Origin of the sequence: Paraflavitalea pollutisoli, from assembly GCF_029360705.1 — a bacterium.
GTDB classification, from domain to species: Bacteria; Bacteroidota; Bacteroidia; order Chitinophagales; family Chitinophagaceae; genus Paraflavitalea; species Paraflavitalea pollutisoli.
The window spans coordinates 1,963,510-1,982,267 of record NZ_JARKMX010000008.1 but is presented as its reverse complement, the minus strand read 5'-3'; the positions used below and the strand labels follow the sequence as shown (position 1 = coordinate 1,982,267).

Genomic DNA, 18,758 nt, shown 5'->3' with positions numbered 1-18,758 from the left:
TTTGGAAAAAGTTTTAAAGCTAATATGGAAACAATCGTATTTACCAACCAGGAACAGGCTTTGACCGACAGCGATCTGCAGGCATTTGAAAAGTTGATCAATGCAAAACTTCCACCAGATTTTATCGACTTCTACCGGCAACACAATGGCGGTATTCCACAAAACGCCAAATACAGCTGGGGAGATGAGCTGGTGGTGCCGCTAAAAGGCTTCTATCCCATCACCCATGGAAAGGAAACGATCGAATCAAAGCTGGCAGCCTTCAAAGCGCAGGGAGTTGATTTTGGTAACAAGATACCTTTCGCCTGGAACCGGTCCGAGTTCCTGTTTGGATTTTCAGTGTCTCCTGATGATTATGGTTATATCTATTCCTGGAAGCCAAAATTCCCGGAAAAATTAACGGGCGAGTTTACTTATCATTGCAGTAACCTCAAGACCATGCTGGATGGCCTGTCTATGCGGTTTACGAAATAACTACCCATGAGCAACACATTATTGGCAAGATACCAGCAAGGTGAAGAGATAGCCGTGTGGCAGGAAATACATGCAATGGATGCTGAAGGGCAACAAGCAGTGTGGAGCGATGTGGAAGCAGTGGTGCAGGAAACCATGGAGCGCGTGCGTTTCAATGCCGATTTGCTATACGATACCCTGCGGGCAAAAGGCTATTCGTTCGAGTCTGACACACCCCGTACGCTGCCTGATGCGGACACTGCTGAGCATGTCGAGGGCGTGAAAGAAGTGGCAGGAGAATTTGGCGAACTACCCTTGTCGCTGGAATACTTCTGGCGCATCGTTGGCGCGGTCGATTTCCGGCACTCCTGGAAGCAGCCTGCCAGGTTCCATATGGCTGACCCGCTTTACGTAGATAACGTTGAGCACCAACTGGCCTATATGGCCAACGAAGGAGAAGGCTGGGCAGAGACGATGGAGGAAAATGTGGAAGAAGGAGAGCCGGCTTATGTGGAGATATCGCCGGATATATACCACAAGGACAATGTCAGTGGTGGTATGGCTTATGGTGTTGTGTTGAGTGAACAGGCTGTTGCAGATACGCGCATGGTGAATATGCCGTATGGGGATCTGTATTTTGTGGATTACCTGCGACACTGCTTTAGCCAGGGCGGGTTTCCCAACATCGCGCAGGAAAACCCTGGTAGTGAAGCATGGGTAAACGACCTGAAGGCCGGACTGAAACCTATATAATGCCGTGCCGGCATGGCGTCATAAAAAAGTATCCTCCCCCAACACCGCATTCATGTCGCTGGTCGTATCGGCCAGGCGGGTGAATCGTTCGGCCTCTGGTAATACAAACTCCGTCACGACATCTACCTGGGCGGGAAGCAGGTAATCGAGCAACGCTTTCAGTACGCGACGGCCACGGCCCTGGTGCATAAACTCCTGTTGAATTCGCTGTGGCACGGGACCTACCTGCACGATGATCTCTTCCAGTCCATCATCAAAAAAAGCATTGCCTGTCGTAAGGTTGATGCCGAGTTGCGCATCGCCCATCTGGCTAAACGTGGGCGCAGCCATTTGCTGTGGCGGCTGATGTTGCAAACATAGTTGCACCGGTACCTGTAAAATGATCTCCAGCACATCTTCGATGATGCGGTGCTCATCGCGGATATCGTGAATGATGGGCAGCAGGTGCAGGAAGATATCGGCCTGCCGTGTATCGAGCAGGTCGAAGATGGGCCAATAGCCGGCAAACAAGGCTACGAGGTCGCTGTATTGGGAACGTTTGTCGAGCCTGGTTTCATACAACGCCAGTTGCGTACGCAAAAAATGCAGTCCGCCTTCAAACGGCAAAAAGAAGCGGCGCGCATGACGCTCTTCTTCCTCCCGCTGCTTGATGGCTTTTAAGATATCAACTTCCGATCGCAAGGTCTGGTGTGGGGTGGAGGCATGAAAAAGCCGCTGCGGGAGCATATCGTAGAGCCCTTCGCGCGCCGCCTGGATCAGTGTATACACGCGATGATCGTATTCCGATTCTTCCTCTTCGATGCCTTGTACATCTTTGCTCACGGTACGCCTGCGGGCACTGATCGTTTGTATCAGCAGCCTGTCGGGATCAGCTCCCTGCTCCAGCATCTCCGCCGCCAATACCTCAGCTTTGAGGTCTTTGTAAGTATACTCGAGTGCACTGAATATCGGTTCTTTCATGTTGTTACTTGGTTGATGGGTTAGGCTTGTAACAGTACCCGGTAATAATTGCTGGTGCCGGAACGGGTTTGCAATTTGGTCCGCAATTGTTCCCGCAACAGGTCCCAATCCTTTTCCAATAAGGTATGTTGGTTGGTGGGGGTCAACAACACATCGATCGTGCGGCGGAAAGACTGTTGGGGACCGGGGTCCATCTCGATCCCTTTCTCTACCCGCACGGCTTTGAGCCGGTCGCCCAGTTCGTAGAAACAGAAATGACGAATGTCTTCTTTCGTGACGATCCGGTCGCGCGACATGATACCATAGCGGAAAGCGTTGACCCGCTCTTCCGGACGCAGACGGTGCTTGCCGCCTACAGTGGTCGTCACCAGCACCAGGTTGTCGGGTCTCACTTTTACACCTTTCTCCAGTTGCAGCCGGGTACCCGCCCGCAGGTTGTTGGCGGTTTCTGCCAGGGTGGTCCAGTATTCCACATACATCACATCACTGTCTTCAAATGGTTTTACCACCAGGTAATGCGGCAACTCGGTGCCCGCCGCACTATTGCCCTGCATCTTCTGTTGCATGATCTGTATTTTCTGGTTCATTTCTTTCAGGGTAGTGGCAATGAAGTCATAGCCCAGTCCGGCAAAAGCTGCGCTTTCACTGCGCAGGAGTTCCAGCAGGTAACTGATCATTTCCCGTGCATTGCGGGTATCGAAACGTTCTACGCCGCCGGTTCGCAAGGTGTAGGTGCCCATTTGTTCTTCCTCCATTTTACGGTAGGGCACCGAACGGAAGGCATGGCTTTCATCCGACAAGGTTTTGATGGCCAGGAAATGTTCGTGGTCGCGGGTCTTTAGCGGAATGATATGGCTGCCACCCTTCAACCGGTGCTTCAATTCAAAGGAGCGTTTGTTGATGACGGGGAAGGCATTGGGATATACATACAGCTCGTCGAGCAGGTCTTGCCGCACGGCCGCCGGAAACACGATGGTGATCCACAGCAATTTATCGGTGATCTTTTGTAGTTCGGTTACCGGAAAGGATTGCTGGAACGAGGCAGGAAACAGCCCGTTACCGGGTGGTACCTCGAGCCGGTCGATCGTGAGGTAACGCGACGTATAATAATGACGGATATCCTTTTCGATCAGGGGCAGCAGGTCGTATTCCATAAATACGGGTTCCTGCGGACGGCCCGTTTCCTCGGTGTTGCTATCAGGTATGCCGGGTGTTACCGATAATGCCTGTCCATTGACAGCTACTTTGGCCAGTGGTAGTAATTGATACAGTTGCTGGGATAGCTGCAGCTCGAGGTTGCGGGTATCGAAACACAGGGAGAAGGGTTGCAGGTGGGAGAGGGCAGCATTGACCTTCAACCCCAGGTGCAGGGTATTGTTCTCCGGCAATCCATGCCCGCGGATCATCAGTTGCTTGTTGAAAGTGGGGCCATAGGTATACAGGTTGTTACCGGTAGCGAGGTAGGCAATCGATACATCCTGTAAGGTCACGGCGTGGATAGGGGTAAAGTGGACCGGGATGGTAGCACCCGACCCATCATTGGCCAGGGAAGGCAACTTGACCGGTACGAAAAAGCTGCTGCTGCTGTCCAGTGTTTCCGTCGCTTCCGTCGGCATGGCATGCAGCAGGGCATGCGCCGGGGCCGGGGCTGTCAGTGAATCCGGGGCCAGCAGGCCGGCAATCTTTTCCAGTATCCGCACCTGCGCGTCCCGGGTCTCCTGGCCTAGCATGTACAATTCATTCGCCATCGCCTCCAGCATCAGCTTCACCGCGGGGTCCAGGTCTTCGATCTGCCGGATATTCCAAAAGGTGAGGGCATGGCGCAACATCCTGTTCTTGATAACATCTTTCGAGCTATTCACTTCAGGTAACATAGTGGTGTCAGTTTATTCGATCGATAAAGGACTGAGAAACATACTGGTGTCGTATTGAAAAGGGATACCCGTCTTGGCGATCGTGCCGACGACCTGGATATTGACCCGCTTCTTCATTTCGGTACTTTGTTTAAACAGGCTATACTTCTCCAGGTCGCTGATGGTAACATTGATGGATACATCGGTGAGCCGGAGTTCATGACTGGTAACCGAACGGATCAACGATTTGCGCAAACCTTCTTCCCAGGCCGCTACGCTGGAGATCAGCTCGAAGTCGAGGTTCCAGATCTCGCAACCAAAGCTGGGATCGCTGCGGTGCTCGCCATAACGGGCCGTTAGGATCATTTCCAGGTTCTGCCGAATGGAAGCAGCCAGGTCACAAGTGGTTAACTTGTTGCCTTTCATGACTGCATCAAGTTGTAGTGGAATTTTATAGTAGGTGCTCATAGACCACAATTGTCAATTGATCAATGATTAGACGTAATAATGGATTTTCGGTGCTTCGGGTAAGTGGGTATTTGCGGATCCGGGCTACACTTTGACGTTGAACAGTGCGTTTGTAGGGGTGTCGTTATAGTTGATTATCAAATTTTTCGCCGTTAGTACGAAGCCTAAATTTAATAATGGAAATTTAGGATAATTCGGTTACATTCTCTATATTTAGCTTCACTTAAAAATCAAGGCATTCGCTGTAAGCCTTGTCAAATCTGCCCCCGCACCCTATTCTTAATCCCCCTTTACTCGCTTAGAAAAGATCTGTTCATGTGCTGTGATCATACAGCCACTAATTAAATACATGTCTACTATAGTCCTTAACGAATCCATGAAAATGGCGGTGGAAATTGCGCAGTCATTGGCCAGGGAATATCACAATGAATATTTCTATCCCCCGCATTTATTGCGGTCGCTCCTGCATAACGAAGTGGGATTGAAAGACTTTCTGGAGTCGATCGGTAAAGATGCCGGTTATATAAAGGAGTGGGCCGAAGAGCATATCGACACCTTACCCAAAGTGGGGAAAGCAGCTGCTACCGTGACGGGCGATAAGATCATTAAACAGGTATTCGATGAAGCCGATCATACCCGCATCAAACTGGGGTTGGAAAAGGTAACGCCGATCGCCGTATTGGCAGCGCTCGTAAAACCAGGTATTGCTTTTACAGGCGCCCAACTCAAATCACTGCCCATCCTGGAGAAAGAAATACTCGATGCCTTCATCAGCGAAGGCAGTGTGCAACAAGCAGTTGGTGCAACGGATAAGGCTACCGCGCCAGCATCGGCCGGTGCCCTGTATAAATATTGTATCGAACGAACGGCGCTGGCGAAAGCCGGTAAGACCGATCCCATCATTGGGCGCGACAAAGAAACCCGCATGATGATGGAGATACTGGGGCGTCGTACCAAACCCAATGTGATGATCATTGGGGAAGCAGGGGTAGGTAAAACGGCGCTCATCGATGGCCTTGCCCTTGATATTGTGAATGGTAAAGTGCCCGAGCGACTCGCTGAAGCACAACTCTTTGAATTGGATCTCGGAGCGCTCATTGCCGGTGCTTCTTATAAGGGAGAGATTGAAGACCGCCTCAAGAATATCCTCAAAGAAGTTAAACAGTTTTCCAAAGCCATCCTGTTCATCGACGAGATACATGTGTTGCTGGATAGCAAAGGAGGGAGTGTAGGGGCCGGCGCTGCCAACCTGCTGAAGCCCGAGCTGGCCCGTGGAGAGATCACCGTGATCGGCGCTACCACCAATGATGAATACCGCAAGTACATCGAATCTGATCCGGCCTTCAACCGCCGGTTCGAAATACTGCAGGTAGGCGAACCTGATGAAGCCGCAGCCATTCGCATGGTAGACCGGCTGGCTCCGCGCTTTGCGGAGCATCATGGTTTAACCATCGATAAGGATACCGCGAAGGAGTGTGTGCGACTGGCCAGGCGTTACCTCAAAGACCGTCGCTTGCCCGACAGTGCTATTGACCTGCTCGATCGTACCATGGCCGCCATCAAACTCATGGTCGATACCAATAAACAGGATATCAGTCAATTGAAAGATGAATACGAGCGGTTAAAGAACAACGGGCAGGTGACTCCCCAGGAATTGTTTTCCGATTACAAATGGCTGGATACGGTGATCCAAAGCAAGATCAGCCCGGTATTGCTGGGCAAGCTGGAGGATCCGGCGCAGACCGACAAGTTTGAAACGGCAGAAGAGTTTGATACTTACCTGTCCAATTGCCTCACACAGCTCGGGGTGCTCGCCGATGACCACAAGAGCGATGTCAACAAAGAAGATCTCGCGGCCGTCGTGTCGTACAAGACGGGTATTCCGCTCGGTAAGATAAAAGTACAGGAGCAGGAGAAGTTGCTCAATATGGATAGTTACCTCAAGCGCCGGGTAGTAGGGCAGGACCATGTGATCAGGTCCATAGCCGAATCCGTGCTGCAATCGCGCAGCGGGTTGAATAAAAAGGGGCAACCGATCGGATCATTTTTCTTTATGGGACCAACAGGTACCGGAAAAACAGAGCTGGCAAAATCTTTGGCAGAGTTTCTGTTTAATGATGAAAAAGCCATGATCCGGTTCGATATGTCGGAGTTCAAGGAAGAGCATTCTGCCGCTTTGCTCTATGGCGCCCCACCTGGATATGTAGGTTATGAAGAAGGAGGTATGCTGGTCAATAAGATACGCCAGAAACCTTATTCCGTATTGCTCTTTGACGAGATCGAGAAGGCGCATGCTTCCGTGTTTGATACCTTTCTGCAGATACTGGATGAAGGGACGCTGCACGATCGGCTGGGCAAGGAAGGTGACTTCTCCAATGCGCTCATCATCTTTACTTCCAATATTGGCAGTGAATGGATTACAGGTCAGTTTGACCAGGGAATCATACCCGACTCGAACAAACTGATGGAGATCATGTCGCAATATTTCCGTCCCGAGTTCCTCGCGCGGTTGACGGAGATCATACCTTTTGCGCCGATCAATGAAGGAAGCCTGGTGCGGATCTTCGACATACAGATGAAGGGATTGCTGGAGGCATTGACCAAACAAGGTATTGGTTTGCAACTAACTGATGATGCCAAACGCTACCTGGCCATGAATGGCTTCACGCCGAAATATGGTGCCCGGCAAGTAGCCGGGGTGATCCGCAACCGCCTGAGCCGGCCCATCTCCAAGTATATCATTGGAGGTGAGGTGAAAAAGGGGCAACAAATACTGGTAGGCCTCAACGCGGAAGAGTTGGCCTGGACCATCGAATAACGAAATGGTACGAAGTGGGTATAGTCCACGATTTGATTAATAACTAATTTACATAGCTGCAAAACCATCCATTATGCCACAAAACAAAGCCGGTATTGCTACTACCATATTAGCGCCCGAGCCTGCTGGAGAGGGATTCATTGAGATATCTCCGAATAAGACACTCTTTATTCAAAAGCTGACCAACGAAGATCCTCCCTTGCCGGAGATCGTCAAAGGGTTGGAGACGGTGGAGAAAGTATTCGATCACTTCAAGCCTAACGTCGATGTGGAATTGAACCGCGAAGATGGTTCGACCATCAAAGAGAACTTCGCCTTTTCGGGCCTCGGTGACTTTGAAGTAAAGTCACTGGTTAATCAGAGTAACTACCTCAAGAACCTGAGCCTGGAAAATGATGCTTACCTGAAAGTGATCAGTCAGCTCAAACAAAATCAGTCGCTCAACAACGTGATCAACAATCCGGAAACACGGGCTGCTTTCGTCAATGCCCTGAAAGCACTGGCAGCAGAGTTGGAAACCGTTGAAGCCCAGGAGTAACCCTCTACCATTAACCGAACGTATTGAATATCGAACTATTAAACGCTCTATATGGAAAACGAAGTAAAAAGCACCAGCCAGCAGGCATATAAAGAAGCCGACAATAAAGTAGCTGAGCAGGTGCCTGCACTGGAAACCTCGGTAAAAGGACTAGCCAGTAAAGGTGGATTTGATTTTCTCGAAGCAGTTGTAGATGGCGTCGATAGCCTTAATCCGGCCCGTAAAGCAAAAAGGAATATCTTTCTCACCGATCCGGATAAGAAGTCACAGCGGGCCGACCTCAAGAAGAAATTGAACCTCTGGGTCGATCTGCTGTCGGAAAACAATACGGTAGCCGAGATGGTCGACAAGGCTGCTGAGCGTTCACAATCTGCCGATAAACTGCTGAAGGGAAATGTGCGAAAAGTATTGTCGGCTACCCGTGAACTGGAAACCAATTACCGCACTGTACACCTTTTTTATAAGAATACCGAATCGACCAAGCTCAAGAACGTCAACATCATGAACGCCCCCTTGCGCGAGTTGACGAACCTGACCGAGCCCAAGTTCATCGAACATGTTGCCCACGAGCTCAAGACCAACTATGACCGGCTCGATATGCGGCACAACTATTCGCTGATGGTAATACCCGGTTACCTGAAAAACAATACCACCCTCGATAAGTGGACCAAGATGGCTTACAACAACAAGGTGATGCTGGTGACCGACTTCATCAATGTGGAGTCGCCTGGTGAAGCCCTGGATATCTTTCAGGATGCCAACCTCACCAGTGGGGATGCCCACAAGGCCAACGTGATCATGACCTGTAATTATATGGTATGCCGTGGCAAGAACAATGAAGTAGAGGAAGAAGAAGACCTGTATGTACCCGGATCGGCAGCCCTGGCGGGTAAAATGTATTGTACCAAATTATCACAACCGGTAGCCGGCAAAACCTATGGCTCCATCGATGAAGTGGATGCGATCCGCTTCAGTACGTTAAAAGAAGATATCTCGATGCTGGAAGATGCGGGCCTGGTGCCCTTGGTAGGAGAGTGGGGCAGGGTAATGCCTTATTCGGCCAAGACGCTCTTCAATGGTGACAATATTGGTATGAAGACGTATTCAGTAGTACGCGTGTTCGACTTCATCGCCAAGGTATTGTCCGATTTCCTCAACCGCCGTGCTTTTGAACTGTGGACCACACAAATGGAAAAGAACCTGCGCTCGCAGATCGTCAAGTTCCTCGATGGGATACAAGGCCCCGATAAACTGATCGAAAAGTTTCAGATACTCCGGTTCGAAAAAGATGATACACAGCCCGATCATGTATTCCTCGATATTCACATCACTCCTTTCTTTCCGGCCAAGAGCTTCCTGGTAAAACTGGATGGCTACAAAGGTGACAATGGCGAAGAGTGGAAGGCAGAATTGAAAGAAGCGAAGGATAAAAAATAGCATGAATGCTGCTGTACAACTATGACACTCAAATTCTTTTATACCTACTTAGGCATATTCCTGGCCAGCTCGGTGTTCATCGGCCTGGCTGTCAAACAACTGGTGCCTGGTTTTACGTCGGGGGGTAAAAGACCTTACCTGTTTGGCATCATCTCCTCGGTGATGGCCTCGGGTGCTGCTTTTCTTTCCTCGGTCATATCCAGTCATTCCTTTGTTGTTTTTTGGATACTCGCATTGGTTTATTTCCTGTTTGGCGTGATCTACCTGCTGATTGGCCGCAAGTATTTCAAGGCTGGCGGACAAAGAACCAGTAAGGTGATTGTTGGCGAACTGATCTTTGGTCTATCATTGATCTTCTTTACCATCGTGATCTTTTCGGCACTGCAATACTTTGTAGCCGACAAAGGGTTTCTGTTTTATCCCATGCTGATCAGCACCTTTTCGTTTTTCATTCCCCTGTTGTTCATGTATACTTATGAGGCTGCGATGGCCATCCCGGCTGCCGAGTTCAAAACCTGGCAATATCCGTTGGAGGTGCAGAACCTGGAGATGCGCGACGAGGCCCAGGGAGAGAAGTTGCTGGCAGTATTCTTCGAGCTGTCCAACAGTCCGGGAGACAAGGGAAAGAACAAGTTTACCGCCAAGGCGCCCGAGCATATGACGCTGGGAGAATTGTATTACCACCTCATCAATCACTATAATGAAGTGCGGAGCGAAACGCCCATCGTGTTTGAGGACCGGAGCCATGAGGCCTACCACTGGTGGTTCAGGCGAAAGCGCAAGTGGTACCAGCTTAACAGGGTGCTGGATCCGGAAAGGTCGTTTCGGGACAACCGGATCAAAGAAAGCGCGGTGATCGTCTGTGAGCGTATTACAAACAGTTTATAACACCATCCACCATGCGAGACTACCCCAAACATTATCCGGTCAACTGGATCGATGGGATGAAGATCAATAAAGGGCATTTTATCGCCCAGGACAATGCCTGGACGGATGCCTTGCAAGAGGTCGGTGCCTTAAATACTTCTCCAGTCCGCTTTGGTATATTACCTGCCAGCTATCCCGGAGAGGATACCTGCAATGTAAAGTTGTCGCTCGACAACCAGCAAACGTTACGGGTATCGATGCTGGCCTGCCAGGCAGTAACGCCCGGCGGGGTGCGCATCAACCTGCCTGCAGCCTCCGGCTTCAGCCGGGCTTCCGCCGATGGTGTGCCCGCCTTATCGTTTACCTTTTCCTTCCAGGAAGCAAAAGCGGCTGCACAGTGGTGGGTGATCCTGGCGGTCAACCCGTTCGAGAAACAGCCGACCGGCACGCCCGACCTGGCCGAGAATCCACCGCGTTACCCGTATGTACAACCCACCTACACGATCCAGGTGGTGAGTGATGGCGAATATAACCAGTACATGTTTCATCCCTATGTTGTCACGGTGGGCAGGGTAATCGTCAACGGCAACAGCATTACGGTCGACTATGATTATATACCGCCCTGTTATTCACTCAGCGCCTCGCCCGACCTGGTGAACCTGCATGCCGAGATCGATCAGTTTCTTTCGCGTCTGGAAGTGTTGTGTTCGCTGGTCGTACAAAAGATATTCATCAAGGACCAGCAGAATGATATTTCCAAGTTGGTGTTGTTTCTCTGCGACCGGGTGATCCTTTACCTGGGGCAGGCCATCACCCATGTGCGGTGGACGATGCTGCACGAGTCACCGGCAAGCCTGTTCATGTGTGTGGCCAACCTGGCCCGCATCATGAAAAATTCCATCGATCTGCGTACGGGCTCGGGCAAGGAACTCATGGTCAATTACCTCAGCGACTGGAGCGAATTGAAGCAGGGTGAACTGGAGAGTATCCTGACGGCGATGGCGCATATTCGCTATGACAACAACGACATCAACCGGAATATCGGGCAGATCACGTTGTTTGTCGAAACAACCCGGCGTCTCTTTGAAAAGCTCAATACGCTCGAGTTCATCGGTAAGCAGAAAGAGACCGGACCATTTGTCAAAGAAGAAAAGCTCGACAAGCCCGAACCGGCCGAGATCAATACCCGGCGCAGGTTCTTTGGCAGCAAATAACGACAGTCGGCCGTGCAAGGCGTTGCGACACGGTTGCCTGAACTGGGTGCAATAAACCTATTCAACAGTCTAAAAACTATTGTATGCCTCCTATCAACCAGGACGCGAGAAGAAAGTCCTTTATGTACTTCCTGCTCTTTTTCGTGATCACCATTGGTGTCATCACCACGACCATTCTCTTTAGTTTCCAGGTGCCTTTTAAAGAAAACCAGAAGCTGCGCAAGGAGATGGACAGGGCGGAGAATGAAAAGGCTTTTCTGCAATCCTTCGAGATCAAGCTGGAAGAAACGATGAACCTGCTGGATTCCGTCAATCTCTCCGCAGAGAATGCTTACCTGATGGACAGCAAGATCAGCCGCAACATCGACCAGATGCTGACGATGAGCAGCAGTGATTCACTGTCCATCAAAGGAATGATCAATGTGATCATCGATAACCTGAAGAACCTGCAATTGGCCAAGAAGCAGTTGCGGGATGTCAATAATGGCGCACTGGAGCTGGAAAAGAAAGACAGGCGGATCGAAACCCTGGAAGGGGAGGTGCGCAATTATCAGCAAATCTTATTACAACAGCGGCAGCCCAGCCGTTGAGCACAACAAGGATCATCATGAAACCATCTACCATCTTTACGCGGCGTGTGGCCGGTCTCGACTACAATGTATGGATCACCATGATCGTGTTGATCCTGTTGTCGGCAGGCCTGTTTAGTTATACCCTCATCAACCGGGAATCGAAAGAAACCTGCGATCCGCTCGATATCTATGTCAATGGTCGTACGGTGACCGATACCATTAACCTGCATACCGGTGATCCGGTGAGCTTCCGCATTGCTTATGTGCCCGATACCAGGGTGACCTGGGATTTCGGAGATGGGGTAACCGGTGAGGAAGGATTTCATGCCATCCATACCTACAAGCAGGAGGCAGTATTTACGGTACGCGCCTCCATCAACAATGAATGTGTATACACCCGGAAAATAACCGTGAAGACACCGGTGATCATACCGGAGTATGGCGAAGACATTATTGGCGAAAATGAAGCCTTTACAGGCGAAGTGTTAGAGTTTACCACGGCCCGGCCTGCCAAGAATTACGAATGGTATATCGAGAACAACGCGAATTTCCCCAAGCAGAGTGGCTCCAAAGCCAGCTTCAAATTCAAGTTGCAGGGCAATTACGTGGTGACCCTGGTGCTTGACCAGGATCGTCAGAAGAAATATTCCAAGACGGTCGTGGTGCAGGATGATCCGCTGTTGAACCAGGATATCAAACGCAAGCCACTCGAGATACCGGCCGATCCCGGAAAGGTAGAGCAGCCGAAAGATACCCAGGTGATCAGCCTGCCCGAAACACCTCGTCGCCCGGCGACGAAGGTGATCAGCGATGATAATTTCCGTAGCCTGGTGCAGTCGGTCGTGTGTGAGAAGATGATCAGCAGTGACTTCAAACAATACCTCTGTGATGGCGACAATACGGTGGTAGTGTATAACGGCAAGCGCACGACCTTTGGGGCTATGTGTGCCGAAGTGAAGGGCAAGAAACTGAAGGTGGAGTCGGTAGTGGCGGGCAGGGACAATGACAATTGTGTTACCTCGATTACGGTGACTGTCGATAAGAAAGGCTGGTTGGGTAAAAATCCTTGTAAGTAAAGGGGCAAACCGTCATTCGTTAACGGATTGTAAACGTACCAGCGTCGCATCGACAAAACGATGTAAAAAACCGTCAGGATCAGCGGGTTTGGAGACGTCGACATTAAAACAAAAACCATATTTTTTAATGTGGGAAACCCACAATCCTATGCGACCCGTAAGCGTCTAATAGGTGCATTTTCTCATATTAGCAGTTAGTTTTGGTCAGCCTGGGTCTCTACCCGGGCTATTTTTTTGTGTGGCCGACAGTAAGAGGCTGCGTGCTGCGCTGCAAACCTATCACGGGGTGACTTTTTCAAAGGCATTGAAAGCATTGCGCCGCCCAATCCCCGGGCGCTCCCTGTGCTGTAGACCCTGTGCCGGCCTCCTGAAAAGGCTGTTTACCTGGCTCTCCCAATGCCGCAGGTTTTGACTATCTTCGCGGCTCTTTTTTCATTTATGAAGTATTCTCAATGGATCGGCGTCGCCGCCGCTGTCGTGCTGGTTATTAGTTGTTTTATGTCCTGGACTTATTATCCAGACCTGGATAAGACCTTCAACGGTTTCTTCTCCGAGGGCAATAACTACGGTAAACCCGGAAAGGTATTTACCGTGCTGGCAGCTGTAAGTGTAGTATTCTTCCTGATCCCCCGCATCTGGGCCAAGCGCTGGAACCTGCTGATCGGCGCCCTCATTGCGGCTTTTGCGATCAAAACCTATATTGTCTTTACGAGTTGTTACCGTGGTCTTTGCCCTTCCAAGTTGGCAGGCCTTTGGATCATGCTGGTGTCAGCTGCCACGCTGCTGATCATGACCCTGCTGCCCGACCTGAAGGTGGTAGAGGACAAGAAATAATCACCCTCCGGGAACGAAGAGCCAGATAGGCATAAAAAAGCCGGCTACCAATAAGGAATGGTGCCGGCATTGGTTGTTTTAGCAGGGATCAATATTCTTCGGTCAATGTTTTGATTGGTCCGGTATACGAGCCGGTTACTCTTTCGCCATCGAAGTCGAGGTCGAAATTGACGGTAACCCGTTCGCCGCTCACGGTAACGGTCACCGTGCCGCCAGAAATATAGTCGGTAAAGGTGCCCGAGTTGATATCCGGGTATTGAATGTTCGCAGCCATATAAGCATCGAAGAAATGCTGGTTGGCCTGGAAATTCGGATCGGTTTCATACCTATACGTAAAGGTGCCATTGGTCGGTGCCGGTTGGTCGAAGAGAATGCCGACGGCACTCACTTTGCCACTGAAATTACTATTGGTGAAATCGGTGGAGGCGATAGACAACTCACCATAGCTAAACTGACCATTGCTGTTCAGGTGGCTGGTGTACATGGCCTTATTGGTCGTGTAAGTTTTACCTGCGTGGGTGAATGAACCCCTGGGGTCATCTTCTTTGCTTTTCACACAGGCAGTCAGCAGGAGTGTAACGCTCAATAAGAGCGCCAGGGAACGGATGGTAGTTTTCATGATACTGAGTTATAAGGATTCAGAACAAAACTATAAAAATAGCTCTATGGATTAAAACGTTTGCCGATGAAAAATGGTATCCGGAAGCCAGTTTTTTTACACGCCTGGGGAGATCTTGTGCATAAGGCAGGGTATAAAAAAGACCAACGATCATCGTCAGTCTTTTATATAAGGTAAAGCCTCAAATATAGGCCCAGTATGAGAATAATCCGGTATTGGGAGCGTTGTGCCGTATTGGGAATCGCTTCCTAATCCAGGATATGCAGGCTGTCGGCAATGATCTGTACAGCCTCCAGCACCTCCTCACGGTTAATACACAACGGTGGTGACAGGCGTATCTTGTCACCGTGGGTTGGCTTGGCCAGCAAGCCCCGGTCTTTCATCGCCAGGCAAAGGTCCCAGGCTGCTTCGGGATTGGCGTGTTTGATCACGATCGCATTCAGCAAGCCTCTGCCACGAATGAGTTGAATATGGGGCGATTGCATAGCCGCCAGTTCATCGCGGAATAATTGTCCCATGGCTTCGGCATTGTCGGCCATCTCTTCGTCTTTCAGTACATCCAGCGCCGCCATCGCTACCTTACAAGCCAGTGGGTTGCCACCATAGGTAGAGCCATGTTCGCCTGGCTTGATGTTCATCATCACTTCATTGTCGGCCAGTACGGCAGAGGCCGGAAGCACACCACCACTCAGGGCTTTACCAATGATGAGGATATCTGCCCGCACCCCTTCATGGTCACAGGCCAGCATTTTTCCGGTACGGCAAAGGCCTGTTTGTATCTCATCGGCGATAAACAACACACGCGCATCTGCGCAGTATTGTTTCGCTGTTTTCAGGTAACCATCATCGGGAATCACCACACCTGCTTCGCCCTGTATAGGCTCCACCAGGAAGCCCGCTACGTTTTTATCCTGCAGGGCTTTGCTGAGGGCTTCCAGGTCGTTATACGGCACTACCTCAAAGCCTGGCATAAAGGGGCCGAAACGATCGTAGGAGCTAGGGTCCGTACTGAAAGAGATCACGGTGCTGGTGCGGCCATGGAAATTGTTGCCGCATACCAGGATCTTTGCCTGGTTGGCCGGAATACCCTTTACATCATATCCCCACCGGCGACAGAGCTTGATAGCCGTTTCTACGGCTTCCACGCCCGTATTCATCGGTAGTACCTTATCGTAACCAAAGTACGCTGTAATGTATTGGGTGAACTCACTCAGCAGTTCGCTGTGAAAGGCACGGGAAGTGAGTGTCAGCTTTTGAGCCTGCGCAATCAGTGCCCGGATAATGGTAGGGTGGCAATGACCCTGGTTGACGGCGGAGTAGCCGCTCAGGAAATCAAAATAACGCTTATTGTCTACATCCCAGAGATAAACACCTTCGCCCCGGTTCAGCACGACTGGCAAGGGGTGGTAGTTGTGTGCGCCGTATTGGTCTTCCAGGTCCAGGTAATATTGTGTCTTATCGGAATGCATGGTAGCAGGTTGCATAATTCAATAAATAAGCGTGATGAAATGAGCATGTAGGGAGATAGCAATAATGGCCGGCATGCGGATGCCGGCAGCCGAAGGGCGGTGTTAGTGATTGAGCAGATCGAGGTGCTGCTGCAGAAAGTATACTATGTAAATGCTGTTGTTGATCGTGTTCAGTTAAGGCACGAAGATACGAAAAGCGCCCGGCTTATCAAGGGGTACCCATTACCATGCTGTGAAAGTATTAGCTGGCCAGTATATAACTCTTGTACGCAGGAAACAAGCCCTCGGGGACTTTCCCGGCGGGGAAAATGCCGTAGAAGCTGGAGCCACTGCCCGTCATCGATGCATACACAGCACCACCTGCATACAGGGTGTCTTTCACCTGCTGCAGGGCCGGATGGAGGGCGCAAACGGGGGCTTCAAAATCATTGACCAGTTGGTCTTTCCAACGTTCTACCGGTTCCTGCACGATCTCTGCCAGCGGACGTGCACCCGGTGCTGGTGTGATCTGCTGAAAGGCCCAGCCCGTATTGATGTGTACCTCGGGGTACACGAGCAGGAAGCTGTATCCCGACAAATCGAGTGGGATAGCCTCCATTACTTCGCCGCGGCCGGTAGCTACACAAGGTTTGTTGAGGATAAAGAACGGACAATCGCTGCCCAGTTGCAAGGCATAGTCCAGCAGTTGTTCTGTTGAAATACCGAGGCGGTATTTGGTATTGAGCAGTTGCAGGGTAAAGGCCGCGTCGGAGGAGCCGCCACCCAGTCCGGCCCCCATGGGAATGGCCTTGTGCAAATGAAGCTGTACTGGTGGTAATTGCGGATAGTCTTTTTTCAGGAGGTGCCAGGCTTTCACACAGAGATTGTCGGCAGCGTCACCCTGTACCAGCAATCCGGTGAGGTGAAGGTCGACGGTGCCGGAGCCGGAGCCTGCGTGCAGCGGAAAGCCCTGTGCCGATACCGGGGTGCTGATCGCTTCCAGCGCATCGCGCAGGGGGAGGGGATAGAATACAGTTTCCAGGTCATGAAACCCATCCGTCCGTTTGCGAGTGATGTGCAGACCCAGGTTGATCTTACAAGGGGGAAACAGGATCATTACCGGCCTCTTTTACGACTGTTGATCTCGTCGCGGATGGCGATGGCGCGGATATAATCTTCCTGGTCGAGTACCTCATTGAGGAGGGTATTGAGCTCCTCGAGGGTCAGCGTGCGGAGGTCGTCGGTGCTGCTGGCAGCAGTTTCCGTAGCCACGGCTTCCTTGGGCTGTTTCTTTTTGCCGGAGGGGTCCTCCATGAGGATGCCTGCACTTTCCAGGATATTATCGTACGTATAGATAGGACAACCGAAGCGAACGGCCAGCGCCAGGGCGTCGGACGTACGGGAGTCGATCTCTACAGTATCGTGTTCACTGACGCACACCAGCTTGGAGTAGAAAATACCTTCCTGGAGGTCGCAAATGATGATCTCCTGAAGGTCGATGGTGAAGGCATTCATGAAATTCTTCATCAGATCGTGCGTCAGCGGCCTGCTGGGGTGCATTTTTTCGAGGGCCACGGCGATCGCCTGTGCTTCAAAACCGCCGATGACGATGGGCAAACGGCGCAGCCCGTTCACTTCACCCAATACGACTGCATAGGAATGTGTTTGAGTGATGCTGTGTGACAGCGCGACTATTTCCAGCTCAATTTTTTTCATACGAAAGCACGAAACTAAGGGTTTTTTGCTAAAAATAAATGCGGTTGTCAATCAACCGCATTTACGTCCATTATTGTGTGGAAATGGTTGATAATTATGCCACTCCCTTCAGTTTTTTAACCGCTTCAATGATCTTGGGTACTACCTCAAATGCATCCCCTACGATACCATAATCGGCTGCTTTGAAGAAGGGCGCTTCGGGGTCTTTATTGATCACCACGATCACCTTGCTCCTGTTCACACCAGCCAGGTGTTGGATGGCGCCGGAGATACCGATCGCAATATACAGGTTGGGCGCAATGGCCAGTCCTGTTTGTCCTACGTGCTCGTGGTGGGGGCGCCAGTGTACATCGGCCACCGGTCGGCTGCAAGCCGTAGCGGCGTGTAACAAATGAGCCAGCTCTTCGATCATACCCCAGTTTTCGGGGCCTTTCAGACCGCGACCACCGCTTACCACGATCTCCGCTTCGCTCAGCGGTACTTCGCCGGTCACTTTATTGACCTGGGTAACTTTTACTTTGGAGGCTTCTACGGTGGCATTCAGTGCAGCCACTTCAGCAGTGCCTTCACCCGCTTCGATCTTGAAGGCATTGGGGTTGAGGGCGATTACCTTGATGGGGCTATTGATGGCCACATTGGCAAATGCTTTACCGGAGAATACCGTTTTCTTAACCACGAAACCATTGCTGGTATCGGGCAGGGCAGCAGCGCCTGTTACCAGACCTGCTTTCAGGCGGGCAGCCAAACGGGGCGCCAGGGCCTTACCATCTACATTATTGGAGAAGATGACCACATCGGCATTCGCAGCAGTAACCGCCTGGGCGATGACACCGGTGAACACCTGCGCGTCGAAATGATTGAGGGTGTCGTTGGAGACGTGGTGGATCTTCTTCACACCGTATTTACCCAGTGCCGCCAGATCTTCTGTCACCGTACCCAGTACCACGGCTTCGGCAGTGGTACCCAGTTGTGCAGCCAGCTTGGCGCCGTAGGTAAGGGCTTCCAGGGATGCTTTTTTTACATGGCCTTCGGCCTGATCGATATAGATGAGAACAGACATATTGCTAATTTGAAAATGAGTAATGGGGAAATTTGAACAGGAAAGACAGCTGACCGCAGTCAGGTGGTCTTA

Annotated in this window: 18 protein-coding genes; 10 read left to right on the top strand and 8 right to left on the bottom strand. The window is 50.9% G+C overall.

What is annotated here, in order from left to right; translation table 11 throughout:
* The first annotated feature begins 24 nt into the window (after positions 1 to 24).
* Together P2W70_RS21780 and P2W70_RS21775 are read left to right on the top strand one after the other, a co-directional pair.
* Positions 25 to 474, top strand: coding sequence for an SMI1/KNR4 family protein (locus P2W70_RS21780; RefSeq protein ID WP_276483644.1), 450 nt, complete (start codon positions 25 to 27; stop codon positions 472 to 474).
* A gap of 6 nt (positions 475 to 480) precedes the next feature.
* Complete coding sequence (locus P2W70_RS21775) at positions 481 to 1,206, top strand: hypothetical protein (RefSeq protein ID WP_276483643.1); 726 nt, start codon at positions 481 to 483, stop codon at positions 1,204 to 1,206.
* Positions 1,207 to 1,224: 18 nt separating this feature from the next.
* Here the strand turns inward: P2W70_RS21775 and P2W70_RS21770 are convergent, their stop codons facing one another.
* Genes P2W70_RS21770 through P2W70_RS21760 form a run of 3 tightly spaced genes read right to left on the bottom strand, consistent with a single transcriptional unit; the run spans position 1,225 to position 4,487 of the window.
* Complete coding sequence (locus P2W70_RS21770; protein ID WP_276483642.1) at positions 1,225 to 2,166, bottom strand: type VI secretion system baseplate subunit TssG; 942 nt, start codon at positions 2,164 to 2,166, stop codon at positions 1,225 to 1,227.
* Positions 2,167 to 2,186: 20 nt separating this feature from the next.
* On the bottom strand, positions 2,187 to 4,040 hold the full coding sequence (locus P2W70_RS21765) for a type VI secretion system baseplate subunit TssF (RefSeq protein ID WP_276483641.1): 1,854 nt from the start codon (positions 4,038 to 4,040) through the stop codon (positions 2,187 to 2,189).
* Between the two features lie 12 nt (positions 4,041 to 4,052).
* Entirely contained in the window at positions 4,053 to 4,487 is a 435-nt protein-coding gene (locus P2W70_RS21760; RefSeq protein ID WP_276483640.1) for a GPW/gp25 family protein, read from the bottom strand.
* 349 nt (positions 4,488 to 4,836) lie between these two features.
* Here P2W70_RS21760 and P2W70_RS21755 point away from each other — a divergent pair, with 349 nt between their 5' ends.
* The 8 genes from P2W70_RS21755 (at position 4,837) to P2W70_RS21720 (ending at position 13,843) form a co-directional block, all read left to right on the top strand.
* Positions 4,837 to 7,305: an ATP-dependent Clp protease ATP-binding subunit gene (locus tag P2W70_RS21755; protein ID WP_276483639.1), complete on the top strand. Its 2,469-nt coding sequence runs from the start codon at positions 4,837 to 4,839 to the stop codon at positions 7,303 to 7,305.
* A gap of 73 nt (positions 7,306 to 7,378) precedes the next feature.
* On the top strand, positions 7,379 to 7,843 hold the full coding sequence (locus P2W70_RS21750; RefSeq protein ID WP_276483638.1) for a hypothetical protein: 465 nt from the start codon (positions 7,379 to 7,381) through the stop codon (positions 7,841 to 7,843).
* 51 nt (positions 7,844 to 7,894) lie between these two features.
* Positions 7,895 to 9,280, top strand: a complete 1,386-nt coding sequence (locus P2W70_RS21745) for a type VI secretion system contractile sheath protein TssC (RefSeq protein ID WP_276483637.1) — start codon at positions 7,895 to 7,897, stop codon at positions 9,278 to 9,280.
* Positions 9,281 to 9,301: 21 nt separating this feature from the next.
* On the top strand, positions 9,302 to 10,168 hold the full coding sequence (locus tag P2W70_RS21740; protein WP_276483636.1) for a TssN family type VI secretion system protein: 867 nt from the start codon (positions 9,302 to 9,304) through the stop codon (positions 10,166 to 10,168).
* 11 nt (positions 10,169 to 10,179) lie between these two features.
* Entirely contained in the window at positions 10,180 to 11,361 is a 1,182-nt protein-coding gene (locus tag P2W70_RS21735; protein ID WP_276483635.1) for a hypothetical protein, read from the top strand.
* A gap of 83 nt (positions 11,362 to 11,444) precedes the next feature.
* Positions 11,445 to 11,951: a type VI secretion system TssO gene (tssO, locus tag P2W70_RS21730; protein WP_276483634.1), complete on the top strand. Its 507-nt coding sequence runs from the start codon at positions 11,445 to 11,447 to the stop codon at positions 11,949 to 11,951.
* A gap of 17 nt (positions 11,952 to 11,968) precedes the next feature.
* Positions 11,969 to 13,009, top strand: a complete 1,041-nt coding sequence (locus P2W70_RS21725; protein WP_276483633.1) for a PKD domain-containing protein — start codon at positions 11,969 to 11,971, stop codon at positions 13,007 to 13,009.
* A 438-nt stretch (positions 13,010 to 13,447) separates the two neighbouring features.
* Positions 13,448 to 13,843, top strand: coding sequence for a hypothetical protein (locus P2W70_RS21720; RefSeq protein WP_276483632.1), 396 nt, complete (start codon positions 13,448 to 13,450; stop codon positions 13,841 to 13,843).
* A gap of 88 nt (positions 13,844 to 13,931) precedes the next feature.
* Here P2W70_RS21720 and P2W70_RS21715 read toward each other — a convergent pair whose 3' ends face one another.
* The 5 genes from P2W70_RS21715 to P2W70_RS21695 all read right to left on the bottom strand — a co-directional run bounded on the left by P2W70_RS21715 (position 13,932) and on the right by P2W70_RS21695 (position 18,686).
* A complete protein-coding gene (locus P2W70_RS21715; protein WP_276483631.1) occupies positions 13,932 to 14,462 on the bottom strand; it encodes a hypothetical protein in 531 nt (176 codons plus the stop codon).
* A 248-nt stretch (positions 14,463 to 14,710) separates the two neighbouring features.
* The gene (gene rocD, locus P2W70_RS21710; protein ID WP_276483630.1) at positions 14,711 to 15,931 is read right to left on the bottom strand and encodes an ornithine--oxo-acid transaminase; all 1,221 of its coding nucleotides are present in this window, start codon (positions 15,929 to 15,931) and stop codon (positions 14,711 to 14,713) included.
* Between the two features lie 241 nt (positions 15,932 to 16,172).
* Entirely contained in the window at positions 16,173 to 17,027 is an 855-nt protein-coding gene (gene ispE, locus P2W70_RS21705) for a 4-(cytidine 5'-diphospho)-2-C-methyl-D-erythritol kinase (protein ID WP_276483629.1), read from the bottom strand.
* Positions 17,027 to 17,626 carry a bifunctional nuclease family protein gene (locus tag P2W70_RS21700; RefSeq protein WP_276483628.1) on the bottom strand — a complete coding sequence of 200 codons (600 nt, stop codon included), beginning with the start codon at positions 17,624 to 17,626 and terminating at the stop codon, positions 17,027 to 17,029. The genes ispE and P2W70_RS21700 overlap by 1 nt, the downstream gene beginning before the upstream one ends.
* Positions 17,627 to 17,720: 94 nt before the next feature.
* Positions 17,721 to 18,686, bottom strand: a complete 966-nt coding sequence (locus P2W70_RS21695) for an electron transfer flavoprotein subunit alpha/FixB family protein (RefSeq protein WP_276483627.1) — start codon at positions 18,684 to 18,686, stop codon at positions 17,721 to 17,723.
* Positions 18,687 to 18,758: the final 72 nt, after the last annotated feature.

What these genes read in the sequence shown, in the direction of transcription:
- P2W70_RS21780 (WP_276483644.1), top strand. Translation starts at nt 25, where the DNA reads ATGGAAACAATCGTATTTACCAACCAGGAACAGGCTTTGACCGACAGC.
- P2W70_RS21775 (WP_276483643.1), top strand. Translation starts at nt 481, where the DNA reads ATGAGCAACACATTATTGGCAAGATACCAGCAAGGTGAAGAGATAGCC.
- P2W70_RS21770 (WP_276483642.1), bottom strand. Translation starts at nt 2,166, where the DNA reads ATGAAAGAACCGATATTCAGTGCACTCGAGTATACTTACAAAGACCTC.
- P2W70_RS21765 (WP_276483641.1), bottom strand. Translation starts at nt 4,040, where the DNA reads ATGTTACCTGAAGTGAATAGCTCGAAAGATGTTATCAAGAACAGGATG.
- P2W70_RS21760 (WP_276483640.1), bottom strand. Translation starts at nt 4,487, where the DNA reads ATGAGCACCTACTATAAAATTCCACTACAACTTGATGCAGTCATGAAA.
- P2W70_RS21755 (WP_276483639.1), top strand. Translation starts at nt 4,837, where the DNA reads ATGTCTACTATAGTCCTTAACGAATCCATGAAAATGGCGGTGGAAATT.
- P2W70_RS21750 (WP_276483638.1), top strand. Translation starts at nt 7,379, where the DNA reads ATGCCACAAAACAAAGCCGGTATTGCTACTACCATATTAGCGCCCGAG.
- P2W70_RS21745 (WP_276483637.1), top strand. Translation starts at nt 7,895, where the DNA reads ATGGAAAACGAAGTAAAAAGCACCAGCCAGCAGGCATATAAAGAAGCC.
- P2W70_RS21740 (WP_276483636.1), top strand. Translation starts at nt 9,302, where the DNA reads ATGACACTCAAATTCTTTTATACCTACTTAGGCATATTCCTGGCCAGC.
- P2W70_RS21735 (WP_276483635.1), top strand. Translation starts at nt 10,180, where the DNA reads ATGCGAGACTACCCCAAACATTATCCGGTCAACTGGATCGATGGGATG.
- tssO (WP_276483634.1), top strand. Translation starts at nt 11,445, where the DNA reads ATGCCTCCTATCAACCAGGACGCGAGAAGAAAGTCCTTTATGTACTTC.
- P2W70_RS21725 (WP_276483633.1), top strand. Translation starts at nt 11,969, where the DNA reads ATGAAACCATCTACCATCTTTACGCGGCGTGTGGCCGGTCTCGACTAC.
- P2W70_RS21720 (WP_276483632.1), top strand. Translation starts at nt 13,448, where the DNA reads ATGAAGTATTCTCAATGGATCGGCGTCGCCGCCGCTGTCGTGCTGGTT.
- P2W70_RS21715 (WP_276483631.1), bottom strand. Translation starts at nt 14,462, where the DNA reads ATGAAAACTACCATCCGTTCCCTGGCGCTCTTATTGAGCGTTACACTC.
- rocD (WP_276483630.1), bottom strand. Translation starts at nt 15,931, where the DNA reads ATGCATTCCGATAAGACACAATATTACCTGGACCTGGAAGACCAATAC.
- ispE (WP_276483629.1), bottom strand. Translation starts at nt 17,027, where the DNA reads ATGATCCTGTTTCCCCCTTGTAAGATCAACCTGGGTCTGCACATCACT.
- P2W70_RS21700 (WP_276483628.1), bottom strand. Translation starts at nt 17,626, where the DNA reads ATGAAAAAAATTGAGCTGGAAATAGTCGCGCTGTCACACAGCATCACT.
- P2W70_RS21695 (WP_276483627.1), bottom strand. Translation starts at nt 18,686, where the DNA reads ATGTCTGTTCTCATCTATATCGATCAGGCCGAAGGCCATGTAAAAAAA.